The sequence below is a fragment of the Demequina mangrovi genome (assembly GCF_000759715.1).
GTDB classification, from domain to species: domain Bacteria; phylum Actinomycetota; class Actinomycetes; order Actinomycetales; family Demequinaceae; genus Demequina; species Demequina mangrovi.
Window position 1 is genome coordinate 45,127 of record NZ_BBLU01000014.1, and the last position, 24,155, is coordinate 69,281.

A 24,155-nucleotide genomic window follows, 5' to 3' on the forward strand; every position below is an offset into this window, starting at 1 on the left:
TGCGGCTCGGAGGCGTGGGGCATGATGCGTCCATGGGGGAGACGGCGGAGCAACGCAGAGCCACACCCGCCCGACGGGCGGCGCTGGCGGGGATGATCCTGGCGGGCGGTGGCCTGGCGCTCGTCCTGCTCGTGCCTGCGCTCACGGCGGCGATGCCGTCGTCGACCGAGTGGCGCGACGCGGCGTTGGTGACCTATCCGGCGACCGCGTGGTCGGGTGACGCCCGGCACGTGGCGGATGGGCTCGTCCTCTCCCTCACGGTCCCGAACACGTTGTGCTCGAGCGCGTCCGCGGCAGACGGCAGCGGCATCGCGGGGGTGGTCCTCGCCGACACGTGGCGGGGTACGTACCCGATCACCACCGGGTTGTCGCAGGGCTACGCGCCGCGGCTCCAGGATGGCGCGGATGGACTCCTCCTCGAGGCGCAGCCGCACGGCAAGGCGCCGATCGCGGTGTCCGGTCGCGTGCTCGATGTCTCCGTCGCGGCCGATGCGGTGCTCGCCGAGTCCTGGACGACCGCTTGCGGCGAGGCGGACTCCTATGTGCTCGCCGCGCCCGACGGGCTGATCGGCGGACGAGTGGGGGAAGAGGGATGAGCGCCGAGGCGCAGCGCGACGGTGAGGACGCCAAGATGCGCACCCAGGCGCCGACCAGGCGCGCGGCGCTGGCGGGGATGATCCTGGCGGGCGCGGCGCTGGTGATCGTCGGCGTGCTCGCCTTGGCGGAGCGGCCGGCGCGGCTGCCCACCTACGAGGTCTCGGCATGGACGGGTGAGGCCTCGGAGGTCGCGCAGGGGGTGCGCGCCGATGCGCGAGGCCTCTTCACCGTGTGCCCGACGACGGCCACGGAGGCGGACGGTGTGGTCGGGCTGCTGCTTGCGGACACCTGGAGCGCGACGACGCCTCGCGTCGGCCACCCCGGCGAGCTCGCCCACCTCCACGGCGGTCCGGTCGAGCTGACGGAGGTCGAGCTCGCGGATGACTACTACCCGCCGGTGGTCGGGCGCTTCCTCGACCCTGCGGTCGCGGCCGATGCCGCGCTCGCGGAGACCTGGACCGGCCTGTGCGGCGAGGTCGCCGCCGTGATCATGGTCGCGCCCGACGCGGCGATCGAGGAGATCGACTTCGCGCCGTAGGCCCGGGGCCTTCCGCAGGGGTGCGCGCGGCTAGGATTGCCGGGTATCCGCCGGCACTCTCACGAGGACACCATGACCGACGCCCCCGCCCAGCCCGCCGCCCACCTCGACACCGTCGAGCACGCGGCCGCCACCCCCGACGAGCAGCAGCCCTGGGGCGAGCTCGGCCTCAAGCACGACGAGTACCGGCGCATCCGCGACCTCCTGGGTCGCCGCCCCACCAACGCCGAGCTCGCGATGTACTCGGTGATGTGGTCGGAGCACTGCTCGTACAAGTCCTCCAAGGTGCACCTGCGCCAGTTCGGCGAGAAGACCACGCCGGAGATGAAGCAGCGCCTCATGGTCGGCATCGGCGAGAACGCCGGCGTCGTCGACATCGGCGACGGCTGGGCCGTGACGTTCAAGGTCGAGTCGCACAACCACCCGTCCTTCGTCGAGCCGTACCAGGGTGCCGCGACCGGCGTCGGCGGCATCGTCCGCGACATCCTCGCGATGGGCGCCCGCCCGGTCGCCGCGATGGACGAGCTCCGCTTCGGCGCGATCGACCACCCCGACACCGCGCGCGTGGTCCACGGCGTCGTCTCGGGCGTGGGCGGCTACGGCAACTCGCTCGGCCTGCCCAACGTGGGCGGCGGCGCGCGCTTCGACTCCTGCTACCAGGGCAACCCGCTGGTCAACGCGCTGTGCGTCGGCGTGATGAAGCACGAGGACATCCACCTCGCCTCCGCCGAGGGCGTGGGCAACAAGGTGGTCCTCTTCGGTGCGCGCACCGGCGGCGACGGCATCGGCGGAGCCTCGATCCTCGCCTCGGAGACCTTCGAGGACGGCGTGCCCGCGAAGCGCCCGAGCGTCCAGGTGGGCGACCCCTTCATGGAGAAGGTGCTCATCGAGTGCTGCCTCGAGCTCTTCGCCGCGGACGTGGTCCAGGGCATCCAGGACCTCGGCGCGGCGGGCATCTCGTGCGCCACCTCGGAGCTGGCCTCGAACGGCTCGGGCGGCATGCACGTGTGGCTCGACGACGTCCTGCTGCGCGACCCCACCCTGAACGCCGGCGAGATCCTCATGTCGGAGTCGCAGGAGCGCATGATGGCGGTGGTCCGCCCCGAGAAGCTCGACGAGTTCCTCGCCATCACCGGCAAGTGGGACATCGAGTCCGCGGTGGTCGGCGAGGTCAACGACTCCGGCCGCCTCACCATCGACCACCACGGTGAGCGCATCGTCGACGTCGACCCCCGCACGGTCGCGCACGATGGTCCTGTCTACAACCGCCCCTTCGCGCGGCCCGCGTGGATGGACGGCCTCCAGGCCGATGCGTTCGCGGGCGAGCTCCCGGCTTCCGGCGACGCGATGCGCGACGCCTTCCTCGGCCTGATCTCCAGCCCCAACATGTCGTCGCGGACATGGATCACGAACCAGTACGACCGCTACGTCCAGGGCAACACCGCGGCCGCGCGCCCCGACACGGCGGGCGTCATCCGCGTCGACGAGTCGACCGGCCGCGGCGTCGCGATCGCCACGCGCTCGAACGACCGCTTCACCAAGCTCGACCCGTACAACGGCGCGCGTCAGTCGGTGGCTGCGGCCTACCGCGCCGTCGCGATCACCGGCGCCGAGCCGACCGCCGTCACCGACGGGCTCAACTTCGGCTCGCCCGAGGACCCCGACTCGATGTGGCAGTTCGCGGAGGCCATCCGCGGCCTCGCGGACGCGTGCCAGGAGCTCGGCGTCCCGGTCACCGGCGGCAACGTGTCGCTGTACAACGGCACCGGCGAGCCCGGCAAGATCGACTCGTCGATCAACCCGACCGCCATCGTCGGCATCCTCGGCATCCTCGACGACGTCGCCCGCGCGACCCCGTCGGGCTGGCGCGAGGACGGCCAGCCGCTGTTCCTCATCGGCTCGACGAAGGCGGAGCTCGACGGCTCCGAGCTCGCCTCGACCCAGGGTCACCTCGGCGGCCTCCCGCCGGTGCTCGACCTTGCGTGGGAGAAGGAGCTCGCGGAGATCCTCATCGCGTGCTCGCGCGACGGCCTGGTCGACGCGGCGCGCGACGTCTCCGAGGGCGGCCTCGCCGCCGCCGCGGCCTACGGCGCCCTGCGCTACGGCGTCGGCGCGCGCATCGTCCTCGACGAGGTGTGCGAGCGCGACGGGCTCACCCCGGCCCAGGCGTTCTTCTCCGAGTCGCAGGGTCGCGCGCTGGTGACCGTGCCCCGCACCGAGGAGCCGCGCTTCGTGGCGATGCTCGAGGCGCGCGGCGTGCCGTTCGCCCGCGTGGGCGTCACCGGCGGCGACGCGCTCGACGTCCAGGGCCAGTTCGAGGTCCCGGTGGCCGAGCTCACCGAGGCCTGGGAGGCGCCGCTTCCCGCGCGCTTCGCCTGATCTCTCCTGCCCCTGACCAGGGACGATGCGACGCCCGGCCTGGGTTCAGGCCGGGCGTCTCGCTTCTCCACAGGGGGGTTGACCCACCCCGCTGGCGACGTACACTTTCTTGTACGTAGCGGAGGTGTGCCATGAAGACGATGTCCTACTCGGAGTCGCGCAAGAACTACGCCAGCGTCCTCGACTCGGTGGTCGACGATCGCGAGGAGATCGTCATCACGCGTGCCGGTCACGAGCCTGTGGTGATCGTGTCGCTCGACGACTACGAGTCGCTCAAGGAGACCGCCTACCTTCTTCAGAACCCCGCCAACGCCCGACGCCTGCTGAGCGCGATCGAGGAGCTCGAGGCGGGCCGCGGCGAGGTGCACGAGCTTCTCGAATGATGCTCGTATGGCAGGCCCGCGCCTGGGACGATTACGTCCGCTGGCAGGAGCAGGACCGGAAGGTGCTCCGCCGCATCAACCTGCTGCTCAGGGACATCCTCCGGGGTGCGGCCGAGGGTGCGCCGCACGAGGGTATCGGCAAGCCTGAGCAGCTCAAACACGGACTTCACGGCTACTGGTCGCGCCGCATCACCGATGAGCATCGGCTCGTCTACAAGGTGGTCGGCGACGAGGTGCGGATCGCGGCCTGCCGGTTCCACTACTCGGACTGACCCGTCGGCGGCATCTGGGATCCTGGGGTCATGCCTCCCCGCCGCCGCATCCCCGTCGCCGCCGGACGCGCAGCCGTCGCCCGGTGGGCCGCGCTGACCGAAGCAGGGAACGTCGAGCCCGGCATGGTCGCGATGGCCGTCCGCTTCTCGCTCGAGGAGCTCGCGGCCGTCGCGCCCGGCCGCTCGCTCGAGGTCCGCGTGCCGCCGTGGGGAGCGGTCCAGGCGGTCGAGGGCTCGGTCCACCGCCGCGGCACGCCGCCGGCCGTGGTCGAGATGGACGCGGAGACGTGGTTGGGCCTCGTCACCGGCCGCCTGCGGTGGGACGATGCGGTCGCCGCAGGCAGCGTCGACGCGTCGGGGGAGAGGTCCGACCTCTCCGAGCTCCTGCCGCTGACCCTCTAGCGCCCTGGCAGTCGATGGCTGCTGGATCCGGCCCGGATCCCGGCACTCATCGACTGCTAGCGCACGGGCTCCTGGACGCGGGTGCGAATCGTCGCGGCGACCACTGCGGCGCCGGCTGCGACGCATCCGAGCGCGATCCCGGCCATCATCAGCGCCGGCAGCAGCGCGTGCGTCGCGTGCACGAGCGCCCAGAGCGGACCGAAGCTCGTGAGCGGTCCGGCGGCATCCGCGAGCCCGAACGAGGTGTCGGCGGTGCTCCCGCTGAACGACGCAACCGCCCCGACGAAGCCCGTGGCGAGCCCCGCGGCGATGCCGACGACGAGCGGCAGCGCGAACTCGGCGGCGGTCGCCAGCCGTGCGGCGCCGTGCGGCAGCCCCATGGCAGCCCTCGCGTGCTGCTCGCCGCGGTACGACGCCGCGGTGGCGATCGCGGCGCCGCCTGCGACCGCGGTGAGCAGTGCGAAGGCGATGGTCGCAAGCGCGAACAGGGGGAAGCCATCCCAGGCCGTAGGCACGAGCATCGTGTCCGACCGCAGCGGCTCGGGCAGCCACGCGGGGATCCCCGAGCCGTGCTGCGCCCAGCTCTGCAGCGCCTGATGCGCCACGAACCAGCCGAAGCCCGCGGACACCACGGCGAACACTGTCGCCGGTCCCGCCGCCTGGCGAGGTCGCGACACGAGCGCATGACCCGCGCTGAGCGCCCACGGACGCGACGACTCCGCCAGCCGGCGCGCGACCGGGGCCACGAGCCGTCGCGCCCATGTCGCCGCGACCACGAGCATCATCACCCCGGCGACGGGGAAGACCAGCCAGGGCATCCGGAAGCTGATGAGCGGCAGCTCGTGATACAGCCGTCCCTGGTACGAGGCATACGCGAGCACCGGGATCCACGCCGCGACGAGCCAGCCGAGTCGCAGCCGATGGCGGGGCTCCGTGGCGGTCAGGGGTGCGACGGGCTTGAGGGCCGCGCTCGGCGTGGTGCGGACCGCCCAGTACGCCGGGATCGCGGCGACGATGCCGGCGAGAATCAGCGCCAAGACCACCAGTCCCGCGACGATCGGGACCGCGGGAGGCGCGGCGGCGCCGAGCAGCGTGTCCGGGTTCGCGGCGACGAACGCACGCCAGTCGAGGGCGGTCAGCGCCCAGGCGGCACCGAGCCCGGCGGTTCCGGCGCCGATGCCCACCGCCGCCGCCTCGGCGGCGGCCGCCCAGACGAGGGTCGACCGTCGGGCTCCGAGGGCCCGCGCGGTCGCGACCCACCGGGACCGCGACTGCGCCTGCGCGCGTCCCGTGGAGAACGCCATCCCGATCACGCCGCACACGAGCACCCCGGCGGTGAGGAGGAGCACGCTCGATCGCACGAAGTCGTCGGAGCTCCCGAACCATGGGCTGCCGGGCCATCCCGGGATGACGGCGAGGGCGGGCGTCTCGTGCGCTGCGCCCGCCTCGACCAGACCGTCCTCCGTCGCGTAGCCGCCGCGCGCGTTGACCTCTGCGCCGTACGCGACCGCGTCGTCCCAGGGCAGGATCCCGACGGGCAGCGAGAGGTCGTAGCGGCCGTTCGCCGACGAGCGCGTCAGCCCGGCCACCGTCACCTGCCCGAGCGTGAACTCCCCGATGGCGGTGTCGTTCCACATCTGGACCACGTCGAGCCGTTCGCCGACGTCGACGCCGGCGAAGCGCGCCCACTCTGCATCCACGGCGGCTTCGCCCGCCCCGGGAGCGCTTCCCTCGAGGAGCAGGGCGTCCCAGTCGACCGCGCCGCGCACGCCGACCACGCCACGCTCGCCCCACGATGCGGTCGAGACCTCGTCCGGATAGGCGCCGGGATCGGTGGGGCGCAGCGCGAACAGGCCAGGCTCGTGCAGCGCGGCGGTCTCCGCGCCTTCGGCGTCGGCCGAGTCGAGAGCGGCGTCGAGCTCGGCCCACGTGACGGAGAGGTCCGTGTCCTCGTAGGTCATGCCGATCCAGAGCCGGCGCGACCACTCGCCGTCGAGCCCGAAGGCGTCGTAGGCCCGTTGCTCGGCGGCGAGCTGCTGTGCGGCGGTGAGGGTGACGAAGCCGACGAGCGTGACGGTGACGGCGATGAAGGCTCCCGTCCATGCGAGGTACGCACGATGCGCACGTGCCTGCTCGCGCAGGAGATCGAGGATCATCGGACCGTCTCTTTTCGGGCCTGCGACGAGCGCACCATGGTCGCCGCCGCGAGGCCCGCGCCGAACGCGATGCAGACCAGCGTGGTAAGCGCCATGAGGATCATCGGCGCCGTCAGGCTTCCGGCGTGCGCGAGGGCCCACGTCGGCCCGAGAAGCTCGGCCTCGACGGTGCCGGTGAAGTCGAGCGGAAGCGCCTGCGGCATCCCCGCGCCGTGGAAGGTGAGGAGCACTCCGACCAGGCCTGTCGCCATGCCGAGCCCTACGCCGACGAGCAGCGGCACCGTGAAGCGAAGGGCCATCGCGGCCCGCGCGGTGCCGGTGGAGAGGCCGAGGGCGCGCCGGGCATCGTCCTCGGCGGCGGAGGCGCGCACGGAGGAGGCGAAGGCCGCGAACGCGACCAGCACCAACGCCGCGATGCCCGTGATGGCGACAGCCATGAAGACGTCCGCGATCACCGCGGCCGCCGGGACCTCGAAGCCGGCCGGGAGCCATCCCCACGCGCTCACGTGGAGCTCGGCTGTCGTGTACCCGGCCACCGTCGCGAGCACGTGCCACGCCACCGCAGCCGTGAGCGCCGCGGTGCCGATCGCGACCACGCCCGCGGGGATCGCGGCGAGGCGGAGCCGTCCGAGGAGCGCGTCCCCGGCAGGCATCTCCCAGGGCACGGAGCTGCGCGCGAGTGCACGGCCCGCGCGCGCCACCAGATCCCGCGCTGCCCGCATCAGCATCGGCACGGAGGCGACGATGACCGCGAGAGCGAGCACCCACGCGGTGTTCCGGCGCTCGTAGGAGAGGTCTGCGGGCCACGCGAGCACCACGAGCGCGAGGAACAGCGCCGCCCAGACCCCGTAGATCCACGCCGAACGGACCCGTGGCCCGGCGGGCTCCTCGATCACGGGGGTGACGGGCTTGAGTGCCGCGGCGGGCGTGACGCGCGCCGCCCAGAAGGCGGGGATCGCGCCGAGGATCGCCGCCATGACGAGACCGAGCGCCCCGATCGCGAGCACCAGCCATCCGCCGACGTCCATGCCCGCCGGGATCAGCGCGTCGGGATTGTCGGCCGCGAAGGCGGAGTACTCGAGCGCCACCGCACCCCACGCGATCGCCGTGCCCGCGACCCCCGCCACCAGACCCACGAGCAGGACCTCGCCGACGGTCGCCGCCGCGATCGTGGAACGCCGCGCCCCCAGCACTCGTGCGGTCGCGACCCACCGGCTGCGGGCCTGCGCCTGCGCGCGTCCCACGGCGAAGACCATCCCGATCATCCCGACGGGGAGCACGATGGCGGTGACGGCGAGGACCTGCAGACGCTCGCTCGAGTGTTGGGGGAGAGGGCCCGACCAGGACCCGCTCACCGGACCGCGAAGATCCGTCAGCGACTCCGTCGCGACCTGCGCTCCGACGACGGTGGTCGCGCTCCAGTCGAAGTCGCCGGCCCTGCTCTCCTGCGCCTTCCAGGTGTGCCAGACGGTCACCGCGTCGTCCCACTCCAGCACGGCATCGAGGGGTCCGACGGCGTAACGTCCCTCGGCGCCGTCCCGCAGAAAGCCCGAGACCTCGAAGGTGCCGAGGTCGATGGTGCTGTAGGCCCCGTCGGAGGTCGAGGAGTCGCCCGCGACCGTGAGGGTGTCGCCGATCTGCACGCGGGAGTCCGAGCTCGCCGCGATCGCGATCTGTCCAGGTCCGGGAGCGTCGCCCTCGGTGAGGAGCAGCTCCCAGTCGACCGCGCCGCGCAGGCCCCCCACGTTGTACGCGAGCCCGATGTCCTGGCCGAAGGGCGCGATCACCTCGATCGGGAAGCCGTGCAGCATCGCAGCGGTCCCGGCTCCCTCAGCGTCCGCCGCGTCCAGCGCGGCACCGAGCTCGGTGAGCGGCAGGGTGTCCGTGCCGTCGACCGCGAAGCTCCGGCGCCACTCGCCGTCCAGCCCGTACGCCGTCGCGGCGTGAGCGTCGACGGCGTCCTGCTGCGCGGCAGAGAAGGCCGCGTATCCCGCGAGCGCCACCCCGAGCGTGAGGATCGCGGCGGTCGAGACCAGGTAGCCGCGGTGCGCGGCCGCCTGCGCCCGCATGAGGTCGAGGATCACGCGACGCCTTCCTTCTCCGCCTCGCGCAGCTGCGCGGCGGGGGAGAGCGACTCGGCGCGCACGCGGATGAGCGCGGCGAGACCGGCTGCGAGGCCGGAGGCCAGCACCGCGAGCCCGATCAGCGCGCCCCACGGTGCCTGTGCAAGATCGAAGCCGATGTTCCACAGCCGGATCCCCAAGCCGCCCGCGTCGCCGACGCTCAGGAGGGAGAACAGCGACCCCAGCACTGTCCCGGAGACGAGGCCCAGCGCCGCGCCGACCGCGGTCACGGCGCCCGCCTCGAGCGCCGCCGCGCCCCGCATCGTGCCCGCCTGGGCGCCGAGGGCCACCAGCGTCGCGTGCTCGCGGGCCCGGAGGCGCTGCGTCGCGGCGGCGAGCACCACCACGATCGCGACCGCGCCGAGCAGGAACGGCCCCGCGACGGAGACGAGGCCGCGGGCGTCGATGCGCGTGGTGCCACCCCCGTTGTCGCCGATGCGCTCGGAGACGATCGCGTCGCCGAGGTCGTGCTCGGCGAGGATGGACTCGACGTCTGCCGAGTCATCGGCCCCGTAGATGAGCAGCGCGGCGTCGGGCGCCTCGCCGTAGGTGCGCTCGGCCCAGCCGCGCTCTACTGCCGCGAAGGGCGCCGAGACGGCCGGCCACACGACCTCGGCCTCGACGCCGCCGATCGCGAGCTCCGTCTTGCTGCCGCCGATCAAGACGGCGTCGTCGAGGTGCATCGGCCGCAGTCCCCGCGGGTCCACCGCGTCGAGCGCGTCGACCTCGAGCGCGAACACATCGCGCGCAACGGCAGCAGGGACCGCGATGAGGCGTTCGTCCGCCGAGAGCTCGGCGACGATGCGAGGGTCCAGCGCGGGGGCCCAGTCCGTCGCGACGATGCGATCGGTCCACTCGGAGAGCGGCTCGAGCATCGGCATCGTGGCGACCGTGGCGTCCGGCACCAGCTGCTCGGCGAGCACATTGCGCTCGGCTGTGCCGTTGACGGGGATGCTCACGCCCGTCGCGACGGCCACCACGAGCCCGATCGCGCCGATGGCGGCCGCCCGCAGCGGCGCGGGACGCACCAGGGCGTCGGCGGCGAGGCCGCGGGCGCTCGCGGGATCGGCCCTGCGCGACATGACCCGGGCGACCCGGGCGACGAGGCGCACGCCCACGGCCGATCCCCAGCGCAGCAGCAGCGCGGGGAGCGCGACGTACATGCCGAGCATCGCCACCACGACGACCACGCCGACGCGCCAGCCGGAGAGGTTCGACATCATCGGCAGCGCCTCCAGGGCGAGTGCGACGAGGACCAGCGCGATCGCCCACCACACCCACCGGGGCGTCCGACGCATCGCGCTTCCGGCCACGCCGGTCGCATCGTCCACCGCCGGACGATGCGTAGCCCAGGACGCGGCGAGCGCCCAGCCGAGAGCGGCGCCGCCTGCCAGCCCGACCCAGAACCATGCCAGCGCGCTGAGCCCGTAGATGTCCGGATAGCCCTCGCCGAACCCGACGCGGAGCTGACCGACGATCGACCCGAGCAGCAGCGCCGCGCCGCCCCAGGTCGCACCCGCGGCGAGCCCGCGAAGCGCCTCGGCGCCGATGAGCGAGCGCCGCGACTGCCCGAGCGCGCGCAACGAGGCGAGCTCGGCCCGCCGGGTCGCGAGGTGCGCCGCGCGCAGGACCCCGACGACGGTCGCGACCACGATCGCGATGATCGGTGCAGCGATGTACCCCGGCATCATCAGGAGCGTGGCGAGGTAGTAGTCGCTCGACAGCGGCTGCCACACCGGCGGAGCCAGATACCCCATCACCACGCCGCCGACGGCGAGCGCCCACGCAGCTGCATTCCTCATCGCACCGTCTCCTTGTTCCGAAGGGCCTCGGCGGGTGTGTCGAGGCGGATCGCGGCGGAGGCGAGCGCCGTCACCGCGGTGAAGATCCCGAGAATGAGGGCGCCCCAGATCACCAGGTACGCCCACGGCACGGACTCGAGAGCGAGCGTCGTATAGGAGTCCGTGATGACGCCGGTGAGCGAGCCTCGGGCGGCCCCGAGCACCGCCATCACCATGTGCGCCGCGGCTCCCATGGACATGCCGGCGGCGACGGCGGTGCCTGCGACCACGGCGCCCTCGAGGGTGAGGGCCTGCCGCATCAGGCGCGGCTCCGCGCCGAGCGCCGCGAACGTGGCCGCCTCGCGGGAGCCGGCCTTGACCGCGCCGAAGGCGACCGGTGTGAGCACGAGTCCCAGCAGGACGGCGATCGTCACGAGCGCGCCGGTCGAGTCGCCGCCCGAGGTGTACGAGGATGACGAGGACCACGTCGAGTCGGTCTCGACCGCCGTCGCGGCCTGATCGATGGCCTCGCGGTCCGCGCCCTCGTGGGCGTACACGAGGTACGTGGTGCCGGCCGTCGGTCCGGTGACGTCGGCGAGCGAGACGAACGTGTCCCAGCTGCCGTCGAGCGGCACGATCCCGCTCGGCCGGAACACGTCGGTGGTGATGTCGCGGACGTTCGTCTCCGCGGAGACGGCGGCTCCGGGATGCGTCTCGAGCGCATCCGCGACCTCGTCGTCGATGCCCCGCAGGTCCGCGGGATCGACCGCGATCGCTCTCTGCCACTCGTCGAGCCCGGCGAGCGCCTCGCCGACGACCACGCGCTCGACACCGTCGATCGCCGCGAGCTCGTCGCGGAGATCCGTGCTGTCCGCGGACACGCTCGTCGTGGTCACCAGGAGATCCGACTGCGCGACCGCGGTCGGACCCGTCGCGAGCGCGCCGACCGCGAAGGCGATCAACCCGACCGTCATGAAGGTCCGTCCGGTCGCCTTGGTGGGGGACGAGGCGCGGGCGGCGAGGACTGCGGCCAGGCGCGGTGCCCCCGCCCCGTCGGCGAGCCCGGCCGCGAGGGCAACGAAGCGCGGTGCGTATCCGCGCGCCCACGGCAGCACGGCCGCGAGTGCGAGCACCACGAGGAGGATCCAGCACGCGCCCCACGCGATGCCCGCGGCGTTGGTGACCACGAAGCCCTCGGCGAGCTCGTGGTCGAGCGCGAGCCCGACGATCACGCCGGCCGCGGTCGCGGCGAGGCCCGCCACGATGGCGGCGCCGCGGCCGAGCCGGAGCGGACGCATCGCCTCGGCGTCCTCGCGCAGCCGCTCGACGGGCGTGCGACGCGGCCGTCGCACCGCGATCACATGTGCGATGGAGAGCGAGAGCGCGACGAGGATGCCCTCCTCGGCGCGGACCGCCCAGGTCTCGGCCCCCGTGGAGAAGGGCTCCCATCCGTGCGCCTGCTCGAGCGCGACGTGCACCGCGCCGGCCATCACGTAGACGGACGTGGCGACGATCAGCCCGTGGCGCAGACCTGTCCACGCGGCTCGTCGCACCGCGGTGCCGGGCGTCTCGCCCAGCGCGGCGCGCACGGCGGCCTCGCCCGGATCCACGGCACGGATGCCGAGGATCGCGACGAGCATCGCCACCAGGATGGTGAGCGGGATTCCCATGTAGAGCACGAGGCCGAACGCCCACACGAGGGTGAAGGGATCTCCGGCCTGCGTGCACTGTCCGCCGCACTCCCCGATGTCCCACGGCAGCCCGAGCGCCATGAACGCCGCCGCTGCTGCGCCGGCGACCAGCGCCGCGACGCCCCTCATCGCTCGACCCCGGCGAGCGCGTCGAGCCCGGCCAGGACGGCATCGGGCGTCGGGTCGGTGACGTGGCCGGCGACCTTGCCGTCCGCGAAGAGCAGCACGCGCCCCGCGTACGAGGCGGCGGCCGGGTCGTGCGTCACCATCACCACCGACTGCCCCAGCTCGCGGCACGACTGCCGCAGGTGCGCGAGGATCTCCGCGCTCGCGTGGGTGTCGAGGTTGCCGGTGGGCTCGTCGGCGAGCACGATGCGCGGCTTGGTGATGAGCGCCCTCGCGATCGCGACGCGCTGCTGCTGGCCGCCCGACATCTCATAGGGCCGGCGCTCGAGCTCGCGCCCGATCCCGAGCATCTCCACCAGCGAGTCGAGCCAGGCGTCGTCCGCGGGGAGGGCGTTGAGCCGCAGCGGCAGCACGATGTTCTCCCGCGCCGTCATCGTCTGCAGCAGGTTGAAGCCCTGGAAGACGAAGCCGATGATGCGCCCGCGCACCTTCGCGAGCTGCTTGTCCTTCATCGCGGTGATCTCGTCGTCGCCCACCCAGACCTGGCCGCCGTCGGGGCGGTCGAGCCCGGCGAGCAGGTGCACCAGCGTCGTCTTGCCCGAGCCCGAGGGGCCCATGACCGCGGTGAGCACGCCCTCCGGGATGTCGAGGTCGACGTGGTCGACGGCTCGCACGGTGGCGCCGCCGCTTCCGTAGGTCTTGGTCAGACCGCGCGCCCTCAGCGCGAGCGCCGTGTCCCCCTGGTTCTCCATGCTGGCGAACCTATCGGCGCGCGTCGGGCCCGCACATCGTCCGTCGGCACCGTTCTCGGGTGATACCCAGGTATGACGCGTCAGGCCCGCGCGACCAGCCCGGCCTCGTAGGCGATCACCACGGCCTGCACGCGATCGCGCGCACCGAGCTTCGCGAGCACACGGCCCACGTGCGTCTTCACGGTCGGCTCCGCGAGGAACAGCGAGGCGCAGATCTCCTGGTTGGACATCCCGCGCGCCATGAGCAGCAGCACCTCGCGCTCGCGGTCGGTGAGGTCCGCCAGCCGCGCATCGTCCACCGGGTCCGGCAGCGCCGCCATGCGGGTGAGCAGCCGACGGGTCGAGGACGGTGCGATCACCGCGTCCCCCGCGTGCACCGTACGGACCGCGGCGAGCAGGTCCTCGGGCGGCGCGTCCTTGAGGAGGAAGCCCGAGGCGCCGGCCTTGATCGCCGCGACCACGTACTCGTCGAGGTCGAAGGTGGTGAGGATCACCACCTTCGTGGCGGACGATGCGGTGATGGCCGCGCAGGCGGCGATCCCGTCGGTGCCGGGCATGCGCACGTCGACGAGCGCGACGTCGGCGTGCGGCTCGAGCGCAGCGAGCGCATCGACCGCGGCCGCGCCGTCGCCGGCCTCCGCGACCACGGTCATGTCCTCCTGCGAGTCGACCACCATGCGGAAGCCGGCACGGATGAGCTGCTGGTCGTCGACCAGTGCGACCCGGATCATGCGTCCTCCTTGTCGTGCACCGGCGCGGTGCGAGGGGTGAGCGGCAGGCGGCCGCGGACCAGGAAGCCGCCGCCCGCGCGGGGCCCCGCGGTGAGCGTGCCGCCGAAGACGGTCGCTCGCTCGGCCATGCCGGCGATGCCGTGCCCGGCGCCGTCGCCCCGGGCCGCGGCGCCGCGGCCGTCGTCGGACACCGCCACGGCGAGCGCGTCCTCCTCCCACCGCAGCTGCACGAACGCGGTGACGTGCGGACCGGCGTGCTTGAGCACGTTGGTGAGCGCCTCCTGGACGATGCGGTACGCGGCGAGCCCGGCGCCGATCGGCAGGGGCCGCGGGGTGCCGGTGGTGACGTACGAGACCTCGAGGCCGCCGTCGCGCATCGCGGCGACGAGCGCGGGGATGTCCTCGAGCGAGGGCTGCGGGCCCATCTCCGCATCGCCGTCGCTGTCGCGCAGGACGCCGAGCAGCGCGCGCATCTCCGACAGCGCCGAGCGGCTCACCTCGGCGATGGTGTCGAGGCTGCCGACCGCGGCGGCGGGATCGGCGCGGCCGGCGAAGCGGCCGCCGTCGGCCTGCGCCACCACCACCGACAGGGTGTGCGCGACGACATCGTGCATCTCGCGCGCGATTCTTGCGCGCTCGTTGGATGCGGCGAGCGCGAGCGCCGCGGCGCCTTCGCGCGAGCGCTCCTCGGCGAGCGACGCGAACCTGCGGCGTTCGGCGCGCAGGCGCACGGCCAGGACGACGGCGACGGCCGTCGCCAGGCCGGCGAGCGCCACCGCGAGCCAGATCATGGCGGCCACTGTACGGCCCGGAGGCCCCGCATCGTCCCAGGTCACGCAGCCGTAACGATTCGGACGACACTCTCGCACAACTGTTGCGGGCCGGTACCGCTCCCACTACGTTCGGTTGCAAGCGCTTGCGTCGTCGGAGACGCGATCCCCGGCGAAGCTGGCGTCGTTCCGTGTCCTCGGGGGGTCACGGAAAAGCTCAACGTGGAGCCCAATGAGGAGGCGCAGGACCTATGACACGACGCATCATCTATCCCGCTGTGGGGCTTGCCCTCGGCGGGCTCGTGCTCGCCGGCTGTTCCAGCAGCGACGAGCCCGGCGACAGCGGTTCGAGCGGCGACGGCGGCGACGGCGGCGCGATGGCGGCTGGCTGCGAGGCCTACGCCGACTACGGCACGTTCGACGGCGAGTCCGTCGAGATCTACGGCACCCAGGTGGACGAGGAGGCCGACCGCCTCGTCGAGTCCTGGATGGAGTTCGAGGAGTGCACGGGCATCACCGTGGAGTGGATCGGCAACCAGGAGTTCGAGACGCAGATGAACGTCCGCGTCGAGGCCGGAGACCCGCCGGACCTCGCGATCTTCCCGCAGCCCGGCCTCGCGGCCCGCTTCATCGAGGGCGGCTCCGTGGTTCCGGCTCCGGAGTCCGTCGAGGCGAACGTCGACGAGTTCTGGACCGAGAGCTGGAAGGAGTACGGCACGGTCGACGGCACCTTCTACGCCGCGCCGCTCATGGCGAGCGTCAAGGGCTGGATCTGGTACTCGCCCACGCAGTTCGCCGAGAACGGCTACGAGGTCCCCGAGACGTGGGACGACATGATGGCGCTCACGGCGCAGATGGCCGAGGACGGCGCGGACAACTCGCAGTACCGCCCGTGGTGCATCGGCTTCGAGTCCGGCGAGGCCACCGGCTGGCCCGGCACCGACTGGATCGAGGACATCGTCCTGCGCCAGCAGGGCGCGGAGACCTACGACGCGTGGGTCGCAGGTGACGTGAAGTTCTCCGACCCGGAGATCGTCGAGGCCTTCGACACCTTCGGTGAGATCGCGCTCAACGCCGACTACGTCAACGGCGGCATCGGCGGACCCGAGACCATCGCGTCGACGGCGTTCGGCGACGGCGGTCTTCCGATCCTCGACGGCAACTGCTCGCTCCACCACCAGGCCTCGTTCTACGAGGGCTTCTGGCCCGAGGGCACCGTGGTGGCCGAGGACGGCGACATCTGGGCCTTCATCACCCCGAAGATCAACGCGGACGACCCGGACGCGGTGACCGGCGGTGGCGAGTTCATCACGGCCTTCAACGACAACCCGGCCACGGTCGCCTTCCAGACGTTCCTTTCGAGCGACACCTGGGCGAACATCCGCGTGGGCCTGGGCGGCGTCATCTCCGCGAACCAGGGCCTCGACCCGGCGAACGCGAGCTCCGAGCTCGGCACCGCCGCGATCGAGCTCCTGCAGAGCGAGGACACGCTGTTCAAGTTCGACGGCGCGGACCTCATGCCCGCCGCGGTCGGATCCGCCTCCTTCTGGACCGGTATCACCGACTGGGTCCAGGGCACCAAGTCCACGGAGGAGGTCACGTCCTTCATCGACGGGACGTGGCCCTCGTCCTGATGCCGACAGCGATGCGCCGGCCGGGTGGCCCCCGGCCGGCGCATCGCGCCATCGAAGGGAGTGGACGATGATGACGGTCCACGCAGGTCTGGTCGCAGGGGCGCTCCGCACGGAGGGCTTCTGGACCGAGCAGAGTCCCAAGCTCGGCTTCGCCGCGATCGCGATCGTGGTGTTCCTCGCGGTCATGGGGCTGGTGATGTTCCTCGCCGACAACGCGCCGCGCAAGGGACGCGACGTGGTGCAGCTGCTGCTGTTCGTGCTGCCGGCGATGCTGCTGCTCGCCGCGGGCATGATCTGGCCGGCGCTGTCGACCATGTGGCAGTCCGTGACCTCGAAGGCGGGCGAGTTCGTCGGCCTCGACAACTTCGTCACGATCTTCACCGACCCGACCGGCCAGGTGGTGCTGCGCAACACCCTGCTCTGGGTGGTCTTCGTGCCGCTGATCTCGACCGTGGTCGGCCTCGCCTACGCGCTGTTCATCGACCGCGCCAAGGGCGAGCGGATCCTCAAGTCGCTGGTGTTCATGCCCATGGCGATCTCCTTCGTGGGAGCGTCGATCATCTGGGGATTCATGTACACGTACCGGTCCGAGGGCTTCCCGCAGATCGGCCTCCTCAACCAGATCCTCGTGTGGCTCGGCATGTCCCCGTACCAGTTCGTCGAGACGCCGCCGTGGAACACGTTCTTCCTGCTCGTCGTCATGGCGTGGATCCAGACCGGATTCGCCATGGTGGTGCTCTCCGCGGCGATCAAGGGCGTTCCCGCGGAGATCGTCGAGGCGGCCGAGCTCGACGGCGCCAGCGCGTGGGAGCGGTTCCTCCACGTGACGCTGCCGTGGATCCGCGGCTCGCTCGTGGTGGTGGTCACCACCATCACCATCTCGACGCTGAAGGTCTTCGACATCGTCCGCACCATGACGGGCGGCCAGTACAACACCTCCGTCGTCGCGAACGAGATGTACACGAGAGCCTTCCGGCTCGGTCAGCCCGAGATCGGCGCCGCGCTCGCGGTGGTGCTGTTCATCCTGGTGCTGCCGATCGTCATCTACAACATCCGAGTCCTGCGCCAGCACAAGGAGACGCACTGATGAGCGCCGCGATCGCACCCGAGCCCGTGGTCGACGAGCCGTCCGGCACCCCGTCGGGAGGCAAGGCGAAGCGGGTCAAGAAGCGCCTCACGTCGCGCACCGCGACGTTCTTCGCGATCGTCATCGCGGCCCTGTGGACCATCCCGACGTTCGGTCTGTTCGTATCGTCCTTCCGTCCCGACACGGACATCGCGAACTCCGGCTGGTGGACCATCGTCACCAACCCGAGCTTCACCCTCGACAACTACGTCGCGGTCTTCTCCGAGTCCGGCGCCTCGTCCGCGAGCCTCGGCGTGTACTTCATCAACTCGATCGTCATCACGCTGCCGGCGACGGTGTTCCCGATCACGCTCGCGCTCATGGCGGCGTACGCGTTCGCGTGGATCCCGTTCCGGGGGTCATCCTGGCTGTTCGTGCTGGTGTTCGCGTTGCAGATCGTGCCGCTGCAGATGGCGCTGATCCCGCTCCTGAAGATCTTCAACTACCCGTGGCTCGACATCGGCGGCACGTTCCCCGCGGTGTGGATCGCGCACACGATCTTCGCGCTGCCGCTCGAGATCTTCCTGCTCCACAACTTCATCTCGGAGATCCCCCGGGACGTGATGGAGGCGGCGAAGGTGGACGGCGCCAACCACGCGCAGATCTTCCGCCGCGTGGTGATCCCGCTGTCGGTGCCGGCCATCGCCTCGGTGGCGATCTTCCAGTTCCTGTGGGTGTGGAACGACCTGCTGGTCGCGCTGGTCTTCTCCGGCGGCACCGTGAAGACCGCGCCGGTGACACAGCGCATCGCGGAGTTCGCGGGCACGCGCGGCAACGACTGGGAGCTGCTCACCGCAGCCGCCTTCGTCGGCACCATCGTCCCGCTCATCGTGTTCTTCTCGCTCCAGCGGTACTTCGTGCGAGGACTGCTCGCCGGTTCCACCAAGGGCTGACACGGGGGAGAGTGGGGCCGGGTCCGTGAGGGCCCGGCCCCTTCCGCTGCGCGCGGTGGCGGACGATGCCCCGCGCGACGCCCGACCGGGGCCGCGCGCATCGTCCACGCGACCGTCCATGGCCCGCGCGGCCCTCGCCTAGACTGGCTCGCGTGAGCGACGTCCCTCAGCACGACAACGCATCCGCCGTCCCCGAGCCCCTTCCGGAGGACCTCGAGAGCGTGGCCGTCCCCGCACACGTGCGGAGCGCCCCGAAGTTCGGCAGCTTCATCGGCACCGGGGTGGGCGCGGGCATCATCGTCGCCGCGGTCCTCGCGATCTTCCTGCCGAACTCCACCGGGGTGGGTCGCTTCCTCGTATTCGTGGTGCTGGCGCTCGGCCTGTGCCTCCTGGGCGCCGTGATCGGCGGCGCCCTCGCGACCGGTCTCGACCGCGCATCGACCGCATCCAAGGAGAACCGATGACCCGCCGCAGCCCCGCAGGCGTGCCCATGCCCGCCCGCCGAGGCGGCGACGGTCGCCTCAACCATGACCTTCTCCAGGGCGAGGCCGCCCCGCAGGACGAGTGCGGCGTGTTCGGCGTGTTCGGCCCGGGCGAGGAGGTCGCGAAGCTCGCCTACTTCGGGCTCTACGCGCTCCAGCACCGCGGCCAGGAGTCCGCAGGCATCGCGACGTCCAACGGCGACAGCATCCTGGTGTTCAAGGACATGGGGCTGGTCTCGCAGGTCTTCGACGAGGCGGCGCTCGAGGCGCTCCAGGGCCACATGGCCGTGGGCCACACGCGCTACTCGACCACCGGCGCCTCCGTGTGGGCGAACGCGCAGCCCACGCTCGGTCCGACCGAGCACGGCACCATCGCGCTCGGCCACAACGGCAACCTCACCAACGTGCAGGAGCTGCTCGACCTGCTGATCGCGCGCGAGGGCATGGCCAAGCGCCTCGACCTCAAGGGCGGCAAGTGCACCGATACGGCGATCGTGACGGCGCTGCTCGGGGCCGAGGGCTTCGACTCGCTCGAGGAGGTCGCGATCGACCTGCTGCCGCAGGTCGAGGGCGCCTTCTCCTTCGTGTTCATGGACGAGCACCGCATGTACGCCGCTCGCGACCCGCAGGGCTTCCGTCCGCTGGTGCTCGGCTCGCTGCCCTCGGGCGGCTGGGTGGTCGCGTCCGAGACCGCGGCGCTCGACATCGTCGGCGCGAAGCACGAGCGCGAGGTCGAGCCCGGCGAGTTCCTGGTGATCGACGAGGACGGCGTGCGCTCGCGCCGCTTCGCCGAGGCGAACCCCAAGGGCTGCGTGTTCGAGTACGTCTACCTCGCGCGCCCCGACACCACCATCGCCGGCCGCTCCGTCCAGGCCGCGCGCCTCGCGATGGGCCGCGCGCTCGCGGCGGAGCACCCCGTGGAGGCGGACCTGGTGATCCCGGTCCCGGAGTCCGGCACGCCCGCCGCCGTCGGCTACGCGCAGGGCTCCGGAATCCCGTTCGCGCAGGGCCTGGTGAAGAACTCGTACGTGGGCCGCACGTTCATCCAGCCGTCGCAGACGCTGCGCCAGCTGGGCATCCGCCTCAAGCTCAACCCGCTGCGCGAGGTCATCGCGGGGCAGCGCCTCGTGGTGGTCGACGACAGCATCGTCCGCGGCAACACCCAGCGCGCGCTCGTCGCGATGCTGCGCGAGGCCGGCGCCGCCGAGGTGCACGTCCGCATCTCCTCGCCGCCCGTCCAGTGGCCGTGCTTCTACGGCATCGACTTCCCCACGCGCGACGAGCTCGCGGCCGTGGGTCACGCGGTCGAGGAGATCTGCGCCGAGATCGGCGCGGACTCGCTCGGCTACATCTCGCTCGAGGGCATGCTCACCGCGACCGAGCAGGCGGAGTCGCGCCTGTGCACCGCGTGCTTCACCGGCACGTACCCGGTCGATCCGCCCGTCAACGCGCGCCACCTGCTGGCGTCGCAGCCCGTGGAGGCCTGAACATGACCGATGGGATCACCTACGCCGGCTCCGGCGTCGACACCGAGGCGGGCGACAAGGCCGTCGAGCTGATGAAGGCGGCCGTCGCGAAGACCCACGGTCCGGAGGTGCTCGGGGGAGTGGGCGCGTTCGCCGGGCTCTTCGACGCCTCGGCGCTGAAGTCCTACGAGCGCCCGCTGCTCGCGTCCTCGACGGACGGCGTGGGCACCAAGATCGTCATCGCGCGCTCCATGGACATCCACGACACCATCGGCCAGGACCTGGTCGCGATGGTCGTCGACGACATCGTCGTGTGCGGCGCCAAGCCGCTGGTGATGACCGACTACATCGCGTGCGGGAAGGTGGTCCCCGAGCGGATCGCGGACATCGTGCGCGGCATCGCGGTCGGCTGCGAGATGGCCGGCGTCGCGCTCGTGGGCGGCGAGACCGCCGAACACCCCGGCGTGATGGAGCCCGACGACTACGACGTCGCGGGCGCCGCGATCGGCGTGGTCGAGGCCTCGGCGCTGCTGGGCCCCGAGAAGGTGCGCTCCGGGGACGTCGTGGTGGCCATGGCCTCGTCCGGGCTGCACTCGAACGGCTACTCGCTGGTGCGCTCGGTGGTGAAGCACGCCGGCTGGTCGCTCTCGACGTCCGTGCCCGAGCTGGGTCGCACCGTGGGCGAGGAGCTCCTCGAGCCCACGCGCATCTACTCGCAGCTGTGCGTCTCCCTCGCCGCATCCACCCCGGGCCTGCGGGCGTTCTCGCACGTCACCGGCGGCGGGCTCGCGGCGAACCTGGCGCGCGTGCTGCCGCAGGGTCTCGCGGCTTCGGTCGACCGCGGCGCCTGGGACCTCCCGGCCGTGTTCTCCGTGGTCCAGGCCGCGGGCAAGGTGCCGTGGCACGACCTCGAGTCGACGCTCAACATGGGCGTCGGCATGGTCGCGGTGGTGGCGCCGGAGGACGCGGACGCCCTCATCGCCGCCTCGGCGGCGGCCGGCGTGCCCGCGTGGGTGCTCGGCGCCGTCTCCGAGGACGCAGGCCTCCCGGTGGGCCCGGACGTGGTCCGCGGCGCCAAGGGCGTCGACGGCGGCTCCGTGGTGCTCTCGGGGGCCTACAAGGTCTAGGCCGAGCGCGACCGCTCGCGTCCCGCCTCTCCGAAGTGGTAGGTGAGGGTCGCTTCTGGCGGTTTCTCGCGCCACAGCGGTGCGTGAGGGTCGCTTCGGACGATGCGCCGTGCCGTCCGGCAGTCGACGGCCCCGATCGGGGGTCCGACGGGCGCGCCGGAGGCCCGGCAGGCGCGCGCGTAAGCCGCGAGGGCCGACCGACCCTTACCTACCGCTCACGCGCCGCGACCTCGCAGAAGCGACCGCTGCCTACCGCTTGCGGGCGGTGGTGCTCCGGGTCGGGAACCGCCTGCGGGCACCCGAGCGCCTGCTCGGCCCGACGACGCGGTGCCGGGGCGCGCGAGGATCAGTCCTCGTCGTCCGCCCAGCGGTCGTAGTAGTCGTCGGAGTCGTCGGTAGTCGTCGACGGGACGGACGCGCTCCCATCGCGGGAGATCAGCTCACGCTCGAGCTCACGGATGTCAGACCCGTGGTTCGTGTACTTGAGCTGACGAGCGATCTTCGCGTCCTTAGCCTTCTGACGGCCTCGCCCCATGTCGCCGTCCCTCCCGGTCTCTCGCGCCTCATGTGTGGGCGCCGCCTCGTCATTCCTGCCCTACTTTACAACGCGTGTCCAGGACGTTGCGACCTCCTGGGCGCTCCGGGATCCGCGCGGAGGTCGCCCCGGGGCGCCGACTGTGACCGGTCCCCGCCGAGTCGCGCCTGCGTGAGCCGCGTCACATCGTGCCACGAACGGTAATTTGCGACACGCCGTGCATGTCACAATACGGAAATTGCGGAAACACTGACCTTTCGCCGTCATAATCGGAATCGTCGAGTGTCTCTATGGTCACAACCGCCTCGCCCGAGGCGACTCGACACCGGACTGAGGGAATGAACATCCATGACTGAGACCGCCCAGGAGCCCGAGAAGCTGCTCACCCCGTCGGAGGTCGCTGCGATCTTCCGTGTCGACCCCAAGACCGTCACGCGGTGGGCCAAGGTCGGCAAGCTGAGCTCGATCCGTACGCTCGGCGGCCACCGCCGATTCCGCGAGGCTGAGGTCCAGGCCCTCCTCGCTGCCGCTCAGGAAGGCCGCTAGGCCGCCAGCACGCGAGAGCGCTCTCCCGCGCGGGCGGGGGGCGTGAAGCGCACGGCGACGTGCGTGGGCGTGACGCGCTGAGGCGCCGCGCCCACGCACGCCGTTGCCGTGTCCGATGGCCGCGTGCCGGCTGTCGGACGGCGGACGTAGCCTTCTGTCCATGACAGGCACCCCGCTCACCGGCACGTCGCTCGAGACGCCGTTCGGCACGCTCACCGTCCTCGTCACGCCCGAGGACGGCGTGGTGCGGTCGTCCGGCTTCCGCCCGATGCGCGACACCCTCGCGGCGCTTCCGTCGCGCCTGCAGGCGCGCGGGTGGGCCGAGGGTCCGTTGCCCGAGGTCGTCGACGCGATCGCCGCGTGGCTCGAGGGCGACGGCGATGCGATCACCGCCGTCCCGGTGGCGCAGGAGGGCGGTCCGTTCTTCCAGGAGGCCTGGGAGCAGCTGCGCACGGTGCCGTCCGGCTCCGCGGTGAGCTATCAGGAGCTGGCGACGATGGCGGGACGGCCGCGCGCCATGCGCGCCGTCGGGACCGCGTGCGCCCGCAACAACATCGCGCCGTTCGTGCCGTGCCATCGAGTGATCCAGTCCGGGGGTCGGCTCGGGAGCTACGGCTTCGGCGGCAACGAGGTCAAGGCGGCCATGCTCGCGCTCGAGGGCGCGTGGCCGCCGGCGGCTGCATCGTGACCACGGCGCCGGCCCGCGCCTGGGTGCCGGCCTTCATCCTCGCGGCGGTGTCGTGGGGATCGAGCTTCCTCTTCATCTCGATCTCGCTCCGCGGGCTCTCGCCCGCGCAGGTGGGCTTCGGGCGGGTGCTCGTCGGCGCGGCGGTGCTGTGGACGATGCTCCTGGTGACCAGGCGTCGGCCCCGGCTCAGCGCGGGCGACGTTCTGCGCATCGGCGTCGCCGCTCTGGGGCTGTCGACCGTGCCGTTCGTGCTCATCCCGCTCGCCCAGCAGCACATCACGTCGATCCTCGCGAGCCTTCTCAACGCGACGGTGCCGCTGTGGACCGCGCTGTTCGTGGCCCTGCTCATCCCGCACGAGCGGGCGACCCGCGCGCAGGTCGGCGGCCTCGTCATCGGCGCCCTCGGCATCGCCGTGCTGCTGGGGGCGTGGGACATCGACGGGCTGCCGGTGCTCGGCGCGATCCTCATGCTGTCCGCCACGGCCTTCTACGGCATCGGCTCGACCATGTCGCGCATGCTGCTCACGCGCGTCGACGAGGGTCCGACCGCGCTCTCCGCTGTCCAGATCGGCATCTCCGCGGTGCTGCTGCTGCCGCTCGCTCTCCTCGCGCCCGCACCCGAGCCAGGAGCGCTCGATCTCGACTCCGAGGTGCTGTGGGCGCTGCTCGCGCTCGGCGTGCTGGGCACCAGCTTCACCTACGTGCTGTTCTGGCGGGTGGTGAAGCTCGCCGGCGCCACGACGGCCGCCTCGGTGACGTACGTCGTCCCGGTGGTCGCGACCACGCTCGGCATCCTGGTGCTCCACGAGGAGCTGCGCTGGCACGAGCCGGTCGGAGCGGTCATCGTCCTCACCGGGGTGTGGCTGGCGCAGCGCACGTCGAGGCCCAAGACGGCGGAGGCAGGCGTCATCGAGCCGCCGCGCAAGGAGCCTGACCCGGCCGCCTGAGCGGCCCGCG

The 24,155-nt window shown here is 72.2% G+C and carries 23 protein-coding genes; 15 read left to right on the forward strand and 8 right to left on the reverse strand.

What is annotated here, in order from left to right; genetic code table 11:
* Positions 1-32 precede the first annotated feature (32 nt).
* The 6 genes from TR42_RS10885 (at position 33) to TR42_RS10910 (ending at position 4,571) form a co-directional block, all read left to right on the forward strand.
* On the forward strand, positions 33-596 hold the full coding sequence (locus TR42_RS10885) for a hypothetical protein (RefSeq protein ID WP_143059013.1): 564 nt from the start codon (positions 33-35) through the stop codon (positions 594-596).
* Positions 593-1,135, forward strand: a complete 543-nt coding sequence (locus TR42_RS10890; protein WP_042215752.1) for a hypothetical protein — start codon at positions 593-595, stop codon at positions 1,133-1,135. Before TR42_RS10885 ends, TR42_RS10890 begins: the two co-directional genes overlap by 4 nt.
* Positions 1,136-1,207: 72 nt before the next feature.
* Positions 1,208-3,514, forward strand: a complete 2,307-nt coding sequence (gene purL / locus TR42_RS10895) for a phosphoribosylformylglycinamidine synthase subunit PurL (RefSeq protein WP_042215753.1) — start codon at positions 1,208-1,210, stop codon at positions 3,512-3,514.
* A 131-nt stretch (positions 3,515-3,645) separates the two neighbouring features.
* Positions 3,646-3,897 carry a type II toxin-antitoxin system Phd/YefM family antitoxin gene (locus tag TR42_RS10900; protein WP_042215755.1) on the forward strand — a complete coding sequence of 84 codons (252 nt, stop codon included), beginning with the start codon at positions 3,646-3,648 and terminating at the stop codon, positions 3,895-3,897.
* Entirely contained in the window at positions 3,894-4,169 is a 276-nt protein-coding gene (locus tag TR42_RS10905) for a Txe/YoeB family addiction module toxin (RefSeq protein ID WP_042215757.1), read from the forward strand. The genes TR42_RS10900 and TR42_RS10905 overlap by 4 nt, the downstream gene beginning before the upstream one ends.
* A gap of 30 nt (positions 4,170-4,199) precedes the next feature.
* Positions 4,200-4,571: a sterol carrier family protein gene (locus tag TR42_RS10910; protein WP_042215759.1), complete on the forward strand. Its 372-nt coding sequence runs from the start codon at positions 4,200-4,202 to the stop codon at positions 4,569-4,571.
* Between the two features lie 56 nt (positions 4,572-4,627).
* On the opposite strand, the gene TR42_RS10915 is transcribed toward TR42_RS10910, so the two are convergent.
* The 7 genes from TR42_RS10915 to TR42_RS10945 form a co-directional block, all read right to left on the reverse strand.
* Entirely contained in the window at positions 4,628-6,727 is a 2,100-nt protein-coding gene (locus TR42_RS10915; RefSeq protein WP_042215761.1) for an FtsX-like permease family protein, read from the reverse strand.
* The gene (locus TR42_RS10920; protein WP_042215762.1) at positions 6,724-8,811 is read right to left on the reverse strand and encodes an FtsX-like permease family protein; all 2,088 of its coding nucleotides are present in this window, start codon (positions 8,809-8,811) and stop codon (positions 6,724-6,726) included. Before TR42_RS10920 ends, TR42_RS10915 begins: the two co-directional genes overlap by 4 nt.
* Positions 8,808-10,652, reverse strand: a complete 1,845-nt coding sequence (locus tag TR42_RS10925; RefSeq protein ID WP_042215764.1) for an FtsX-like permease family protein — start codon at positions 10,650-10,652, stop codon at positions 8,808-8,810. The genes TR42_RS10920 and TR42_RS10925 overlap by 4 nt, the downstream gene beginning before the upstream one ends.
* Positions 10,649-12,451 (reverse strand): hypothetical protein, encoded by a 1,803-nt coding sequence (locus TR42_RS10930; RefSeq protein WP_042215766.1) that lies wholly within the window; start codon positions 12,449-12,451, stop codon positions 10,649-10,651. The genes TR42_RS10925 and TR42_RS10930 overlap by 4 nt, the downstream gene beginning before the upstream one ends.
* Positions 12,448-13,200, reverse strand: coding sequence for an ABC transporter ATP-binding protein (locus TR42_RS10935; protein ID WP_042215767.1), 753 nt, complete (start codon positions 13,198-13,200; stop codon positions 12,448-12,450). The genes TR42_RS10930 and TR42_RS10935 overlap by 4 nt, the downstream gene beginning before the upstream one ends.
* Before the next feature lie 80 nt (positions 13,201-13,280).
* Entirely contained in the window at positions 13,281-13,931 is a 651-nt protein-coding gene (locus TR42_RS10940; RefSeq protein WP_042215769.1) for a response regulator, read from the reverse strand.
* On the reverse strand, positions 13,928-14,722 hold the full coding sequence (locus TR42_RS10945; protein ID WP_042215771.1) for a sensor histidine kinase: 795 nt from the start codon (positions 14,720-14,722) through the stop codon (positions 13,928-13,930). Before TR42_RS10945 ends, TR42_RS10940 begins: the two co-directional genes overlap by 4 nt.
* Before the next feature lie 230 nt (positions 14,723-14,952).
* Here TR42_RS10945 and TR42_RS10950 point away from each other — a divergent pair, with 230 nt between their 5' ends.
* The 6 genes from TR42_RS10950 (at position 14,953) to purM (ending at position 21,429) form a co-directional block, all read left to right on the forward strand.
* Positions 14,953-16,335 (forward strand): ABC transporter substrate-binding protein, encoded by a 1,383-nt coding sequence (locus TR42_RS10950; protein ID WP_052405973.1) that lies wholly within the window; start codon positions 14,953-14,955, stop codon positions 16,333-16,335.
* A 184-nt stretch (positions 16,336-16,519) separates the two neighbouring features.
* Positions 16,520-17,422 (forward strand): carbohydrate ABC transporter permease, encoded by a 903-nt coding sequence (locus TR42_RS10955; RefSeq protein WP_236623436.1) that lies wholly within the window; start codon positions 16,520-16,522, stop codon positions 17,420-17,422.
* On the forward strand, positions 17,422-18,354 hold the full coding sequence (locus TR42_RS10960; protein WP_042215773.1) for a carbohydrate ABC transporter permease: 933 nt from the start codon (positions 17,422-17,424) through the stop codon (positions 18,352-18,354). The genes TR42_RS10955 and TR42_RS10960 overlap by 1 nt, the downstream gene beginning before the upstream one ends.
* Positions 18,355-18,506: 152 nt before the next feature.
* Entirely contained in the window at positions 18,507-18,818 is a 312-nt protein-coding gene (locus TR42_RS10965; RefSeq protein WP_052405975.1) for a hypothetical protein, read from the forward strand.
* Entirely contained in the window at positions 18,815-20,323 is a 1,509-nt protein-coding gene (purF, locus tag TR42_RS10970; RefSeq protein WP_236623431.1) for an amidophosphoribosyltransferase, read from the forward strand. The genes TR42_RS10965 and purF overlap by 4 nt, the downstream gene beginning before the upstream one ends.
* A gap of 2 nt (positions 20,324-20,325) precedes the next feature.
* A complete protein-coding gene (gene purM, locus TR42_RS10975; RefSeq protein ID WP_042215776.1) occupies positions 20,326-21,429 on the forward strand; it encodes a phosphoribosylformylglycinamidine cyclo-ligase in 1,104 nt (367 codons plus the stop codon).
* A gap of 346 nt (positions 21,430-21,775) precedes the next feature.
* Here purM and TR42_RS10980 read toward each other — a convergent pair whose 3' ends face one another.
* A complete protein-coding gene (locus tag TR42_RS10980) occupies positions 21,776-21,964 on the reverse strand; it encodes a DUF3073 family protein (protein WP_042215777.1) in 189 nt (62 codons plus the stop codon).
* Between the two features lie 348 nt (positions 21,965-22,312).
* On the opposite strand from TR42_RS10980, the gene TR42_RS10985 reads away from it, so the two are divergent.
* The 3 genes from TR42_RS10985 (at position 22,313) to TR42_RS10995 (ending at position 24,145) form a co-directional block, all read left to right on the forward strand.
* Entirely contained in the window at positions 22,313-22,510 is a 198-nt protein-coding gene (locus TR42_RS10985) for a BldC family transcriptional regulator (RefSeq protein WP_042215779.1), read from the forward strand.
* Between the two features lie 160 nt (positions 22,511-22,670).
* Positions 22,671-23,198, forward strand: coding sequence for a methylated-DNA--[protein]-cysteine S-methyltransferase (locus TR42_RS10990; RefSeq protein ID WP_042215781.1), 528 nt, complete (start codon positions 22,671-22,673; stop codon positions 23,196-23,198).
* Positions 23,195-24,145 (forward strand): DMT family transporter, encoded by a 951-nt coding sequence (locus tag TR42_RS10995; protein WP_161786640.1) that lies wholly within the window; start codon positions 23,195-23,197, stop codon positions 24,143-24,145. Before TR42_RS10990 ends, TR42_RS10995 begins: the two co-directional genes overlap by 4 nt.
* Positions 24,146-24,155 lie beyond the last annotated feature (10 nt).

Bases quoted from the DNA above. Each gene is read 5' to 3' on its own strand.
- purM (WP_042215776.1), top strand. From the start codon at position 20,326: ATGACCGATGGGATCACCTACGCCGGCTCCGGCGTCGACACCGAGGCG.
- TR42_RS10935 (WP_042215767.1), bottom strand. From the start codon at position 13,200: ATGGAGAACCAGGGGGACACGGCGCTCGCGCTGAGGGCGCGCGGTCTG.
- TR42_RS10960 (WP_042215773.1), top strand. From the start codon at position 17,422: ATGAGCGCCGCGATCGCACCCGAGCCCGTGGTCGACGAGCCGTCCGGC.
- TR42_RS10885 (WP_143059013.1), top strand. From the start codon at position 33: ATGGGGGAGACGGCGGAGCAACGCAGAGCCACACCCGCCCGACGGGCG.
- TR42_RS10950 (WP_052405973.1), top strand. From the start codon at position 14,953: ATGACACGACGCATCATCTATCCCGCTGTGGGGCTTGCCCTCGGCGGG.
- TR42_RS10930 (WP_042215766.1), bottom strand. From the start codon at position 12,451: ATGAGGGGCGTCGCGGCGCTGGTCGCCGGCGCAGCAGCGGCGGCGTTC.
- TR42_RS10900 (WP_042215755.1), top strand. From the start codon at position 3,646: ATGAAGACGATGTCCTACTCGGAGTCGCGCAAGAACTACGCCAGCGTC.
- purL (WP_042215753.1), top strand. From the start codon at position 1,208: ATGACCGACGCCCCCGCCCAGCCCGCCGCCCACCTCGACACCGTCGAG.
- TR42_RS10990 (WP_042215781.1), top strand. From the start codon at position 22,671: ATGACAGGCACCCCGCTCACCGGCACGTCGCTCGAGACGCCGTTCGGC.
- purF (WP_236623431.1), top strand. From the start codon at position 18,815: ATGACCCGCCGCAGCCCCGCAGGCGTGCCCATGCCCGCCCGCCGAGGC.
- TR42_RS10980 (WP_042215777.1), bottom strand. From the start codon at position 21,964: ATGGGGCGAGGCCGTCAGAAGGCTAAGGACGCGAAGATCGCTCGTCAG.
- TR42_RS10905 (WP_042215757.1), top strand. From the start codon at position 3,894: ATGATGCTCGTATGGCAGGCCCGCGCCTGGGACGATTACGTCCGCTGG.
- TR42_RS10925 (WP_042215764.1), bottom strand. From the start codon at position 10,652: ATGAGGAATGCAGCTGCGTGGGCGCTCGCCGTCGGCGGCGTGGTGATG.
- TR42_RS10985 (WP_042215779.1), top strand. From the start codon at position 22,313: ATGACTGAGACCGCCCAGGAGCCCGAGAAGCTGCTCACCCCGTCGGAG.
- TR42_RS10940 (WP_042215769.1), bottom strand. From the start codon at position 13,931: ATGATCCGGGTCGCACTGGTCGACGACCAGCAGCTCATCCGTGCCGGC.
- TR42_RS10955 (WP_236623436.1), top strand. From the start codon at position 16,520: ATGGGGCTGGTGATGTTCCTCGCCGACAACGCGCCGCGCAAGGGACGC.
- TR42_RS10910 (WP_042215759.1), top strand. From the start codon at position 4,200: ATGCCTCCCCGCCGCCGCATCCCCGTCGCCGCCGGACGCGCAGCCGTC.
- TR42_RS10945 (WP_042215771.1), bottom strand. From the start codon at position 14,722: ATGATCTGGCTCGCGGTGGCGCTCGCCGGCCTGGCGACGGCCGTCGCC.
- TR42_RS10890 (WP_042215752.1), top strand. From the start codon at position 593: ATGAGCGCCGAGGCGCAGCGCGACGGTGAGGACGCCAAGATGCGCACC.
- TR42_RS10915 (WP_042215761.1), bottom strand. From the start codon at position 6,727: ATGATCCTCGATCTCCTGCGCGAGCAGGCACGTGCGCATCGTGCGTAC.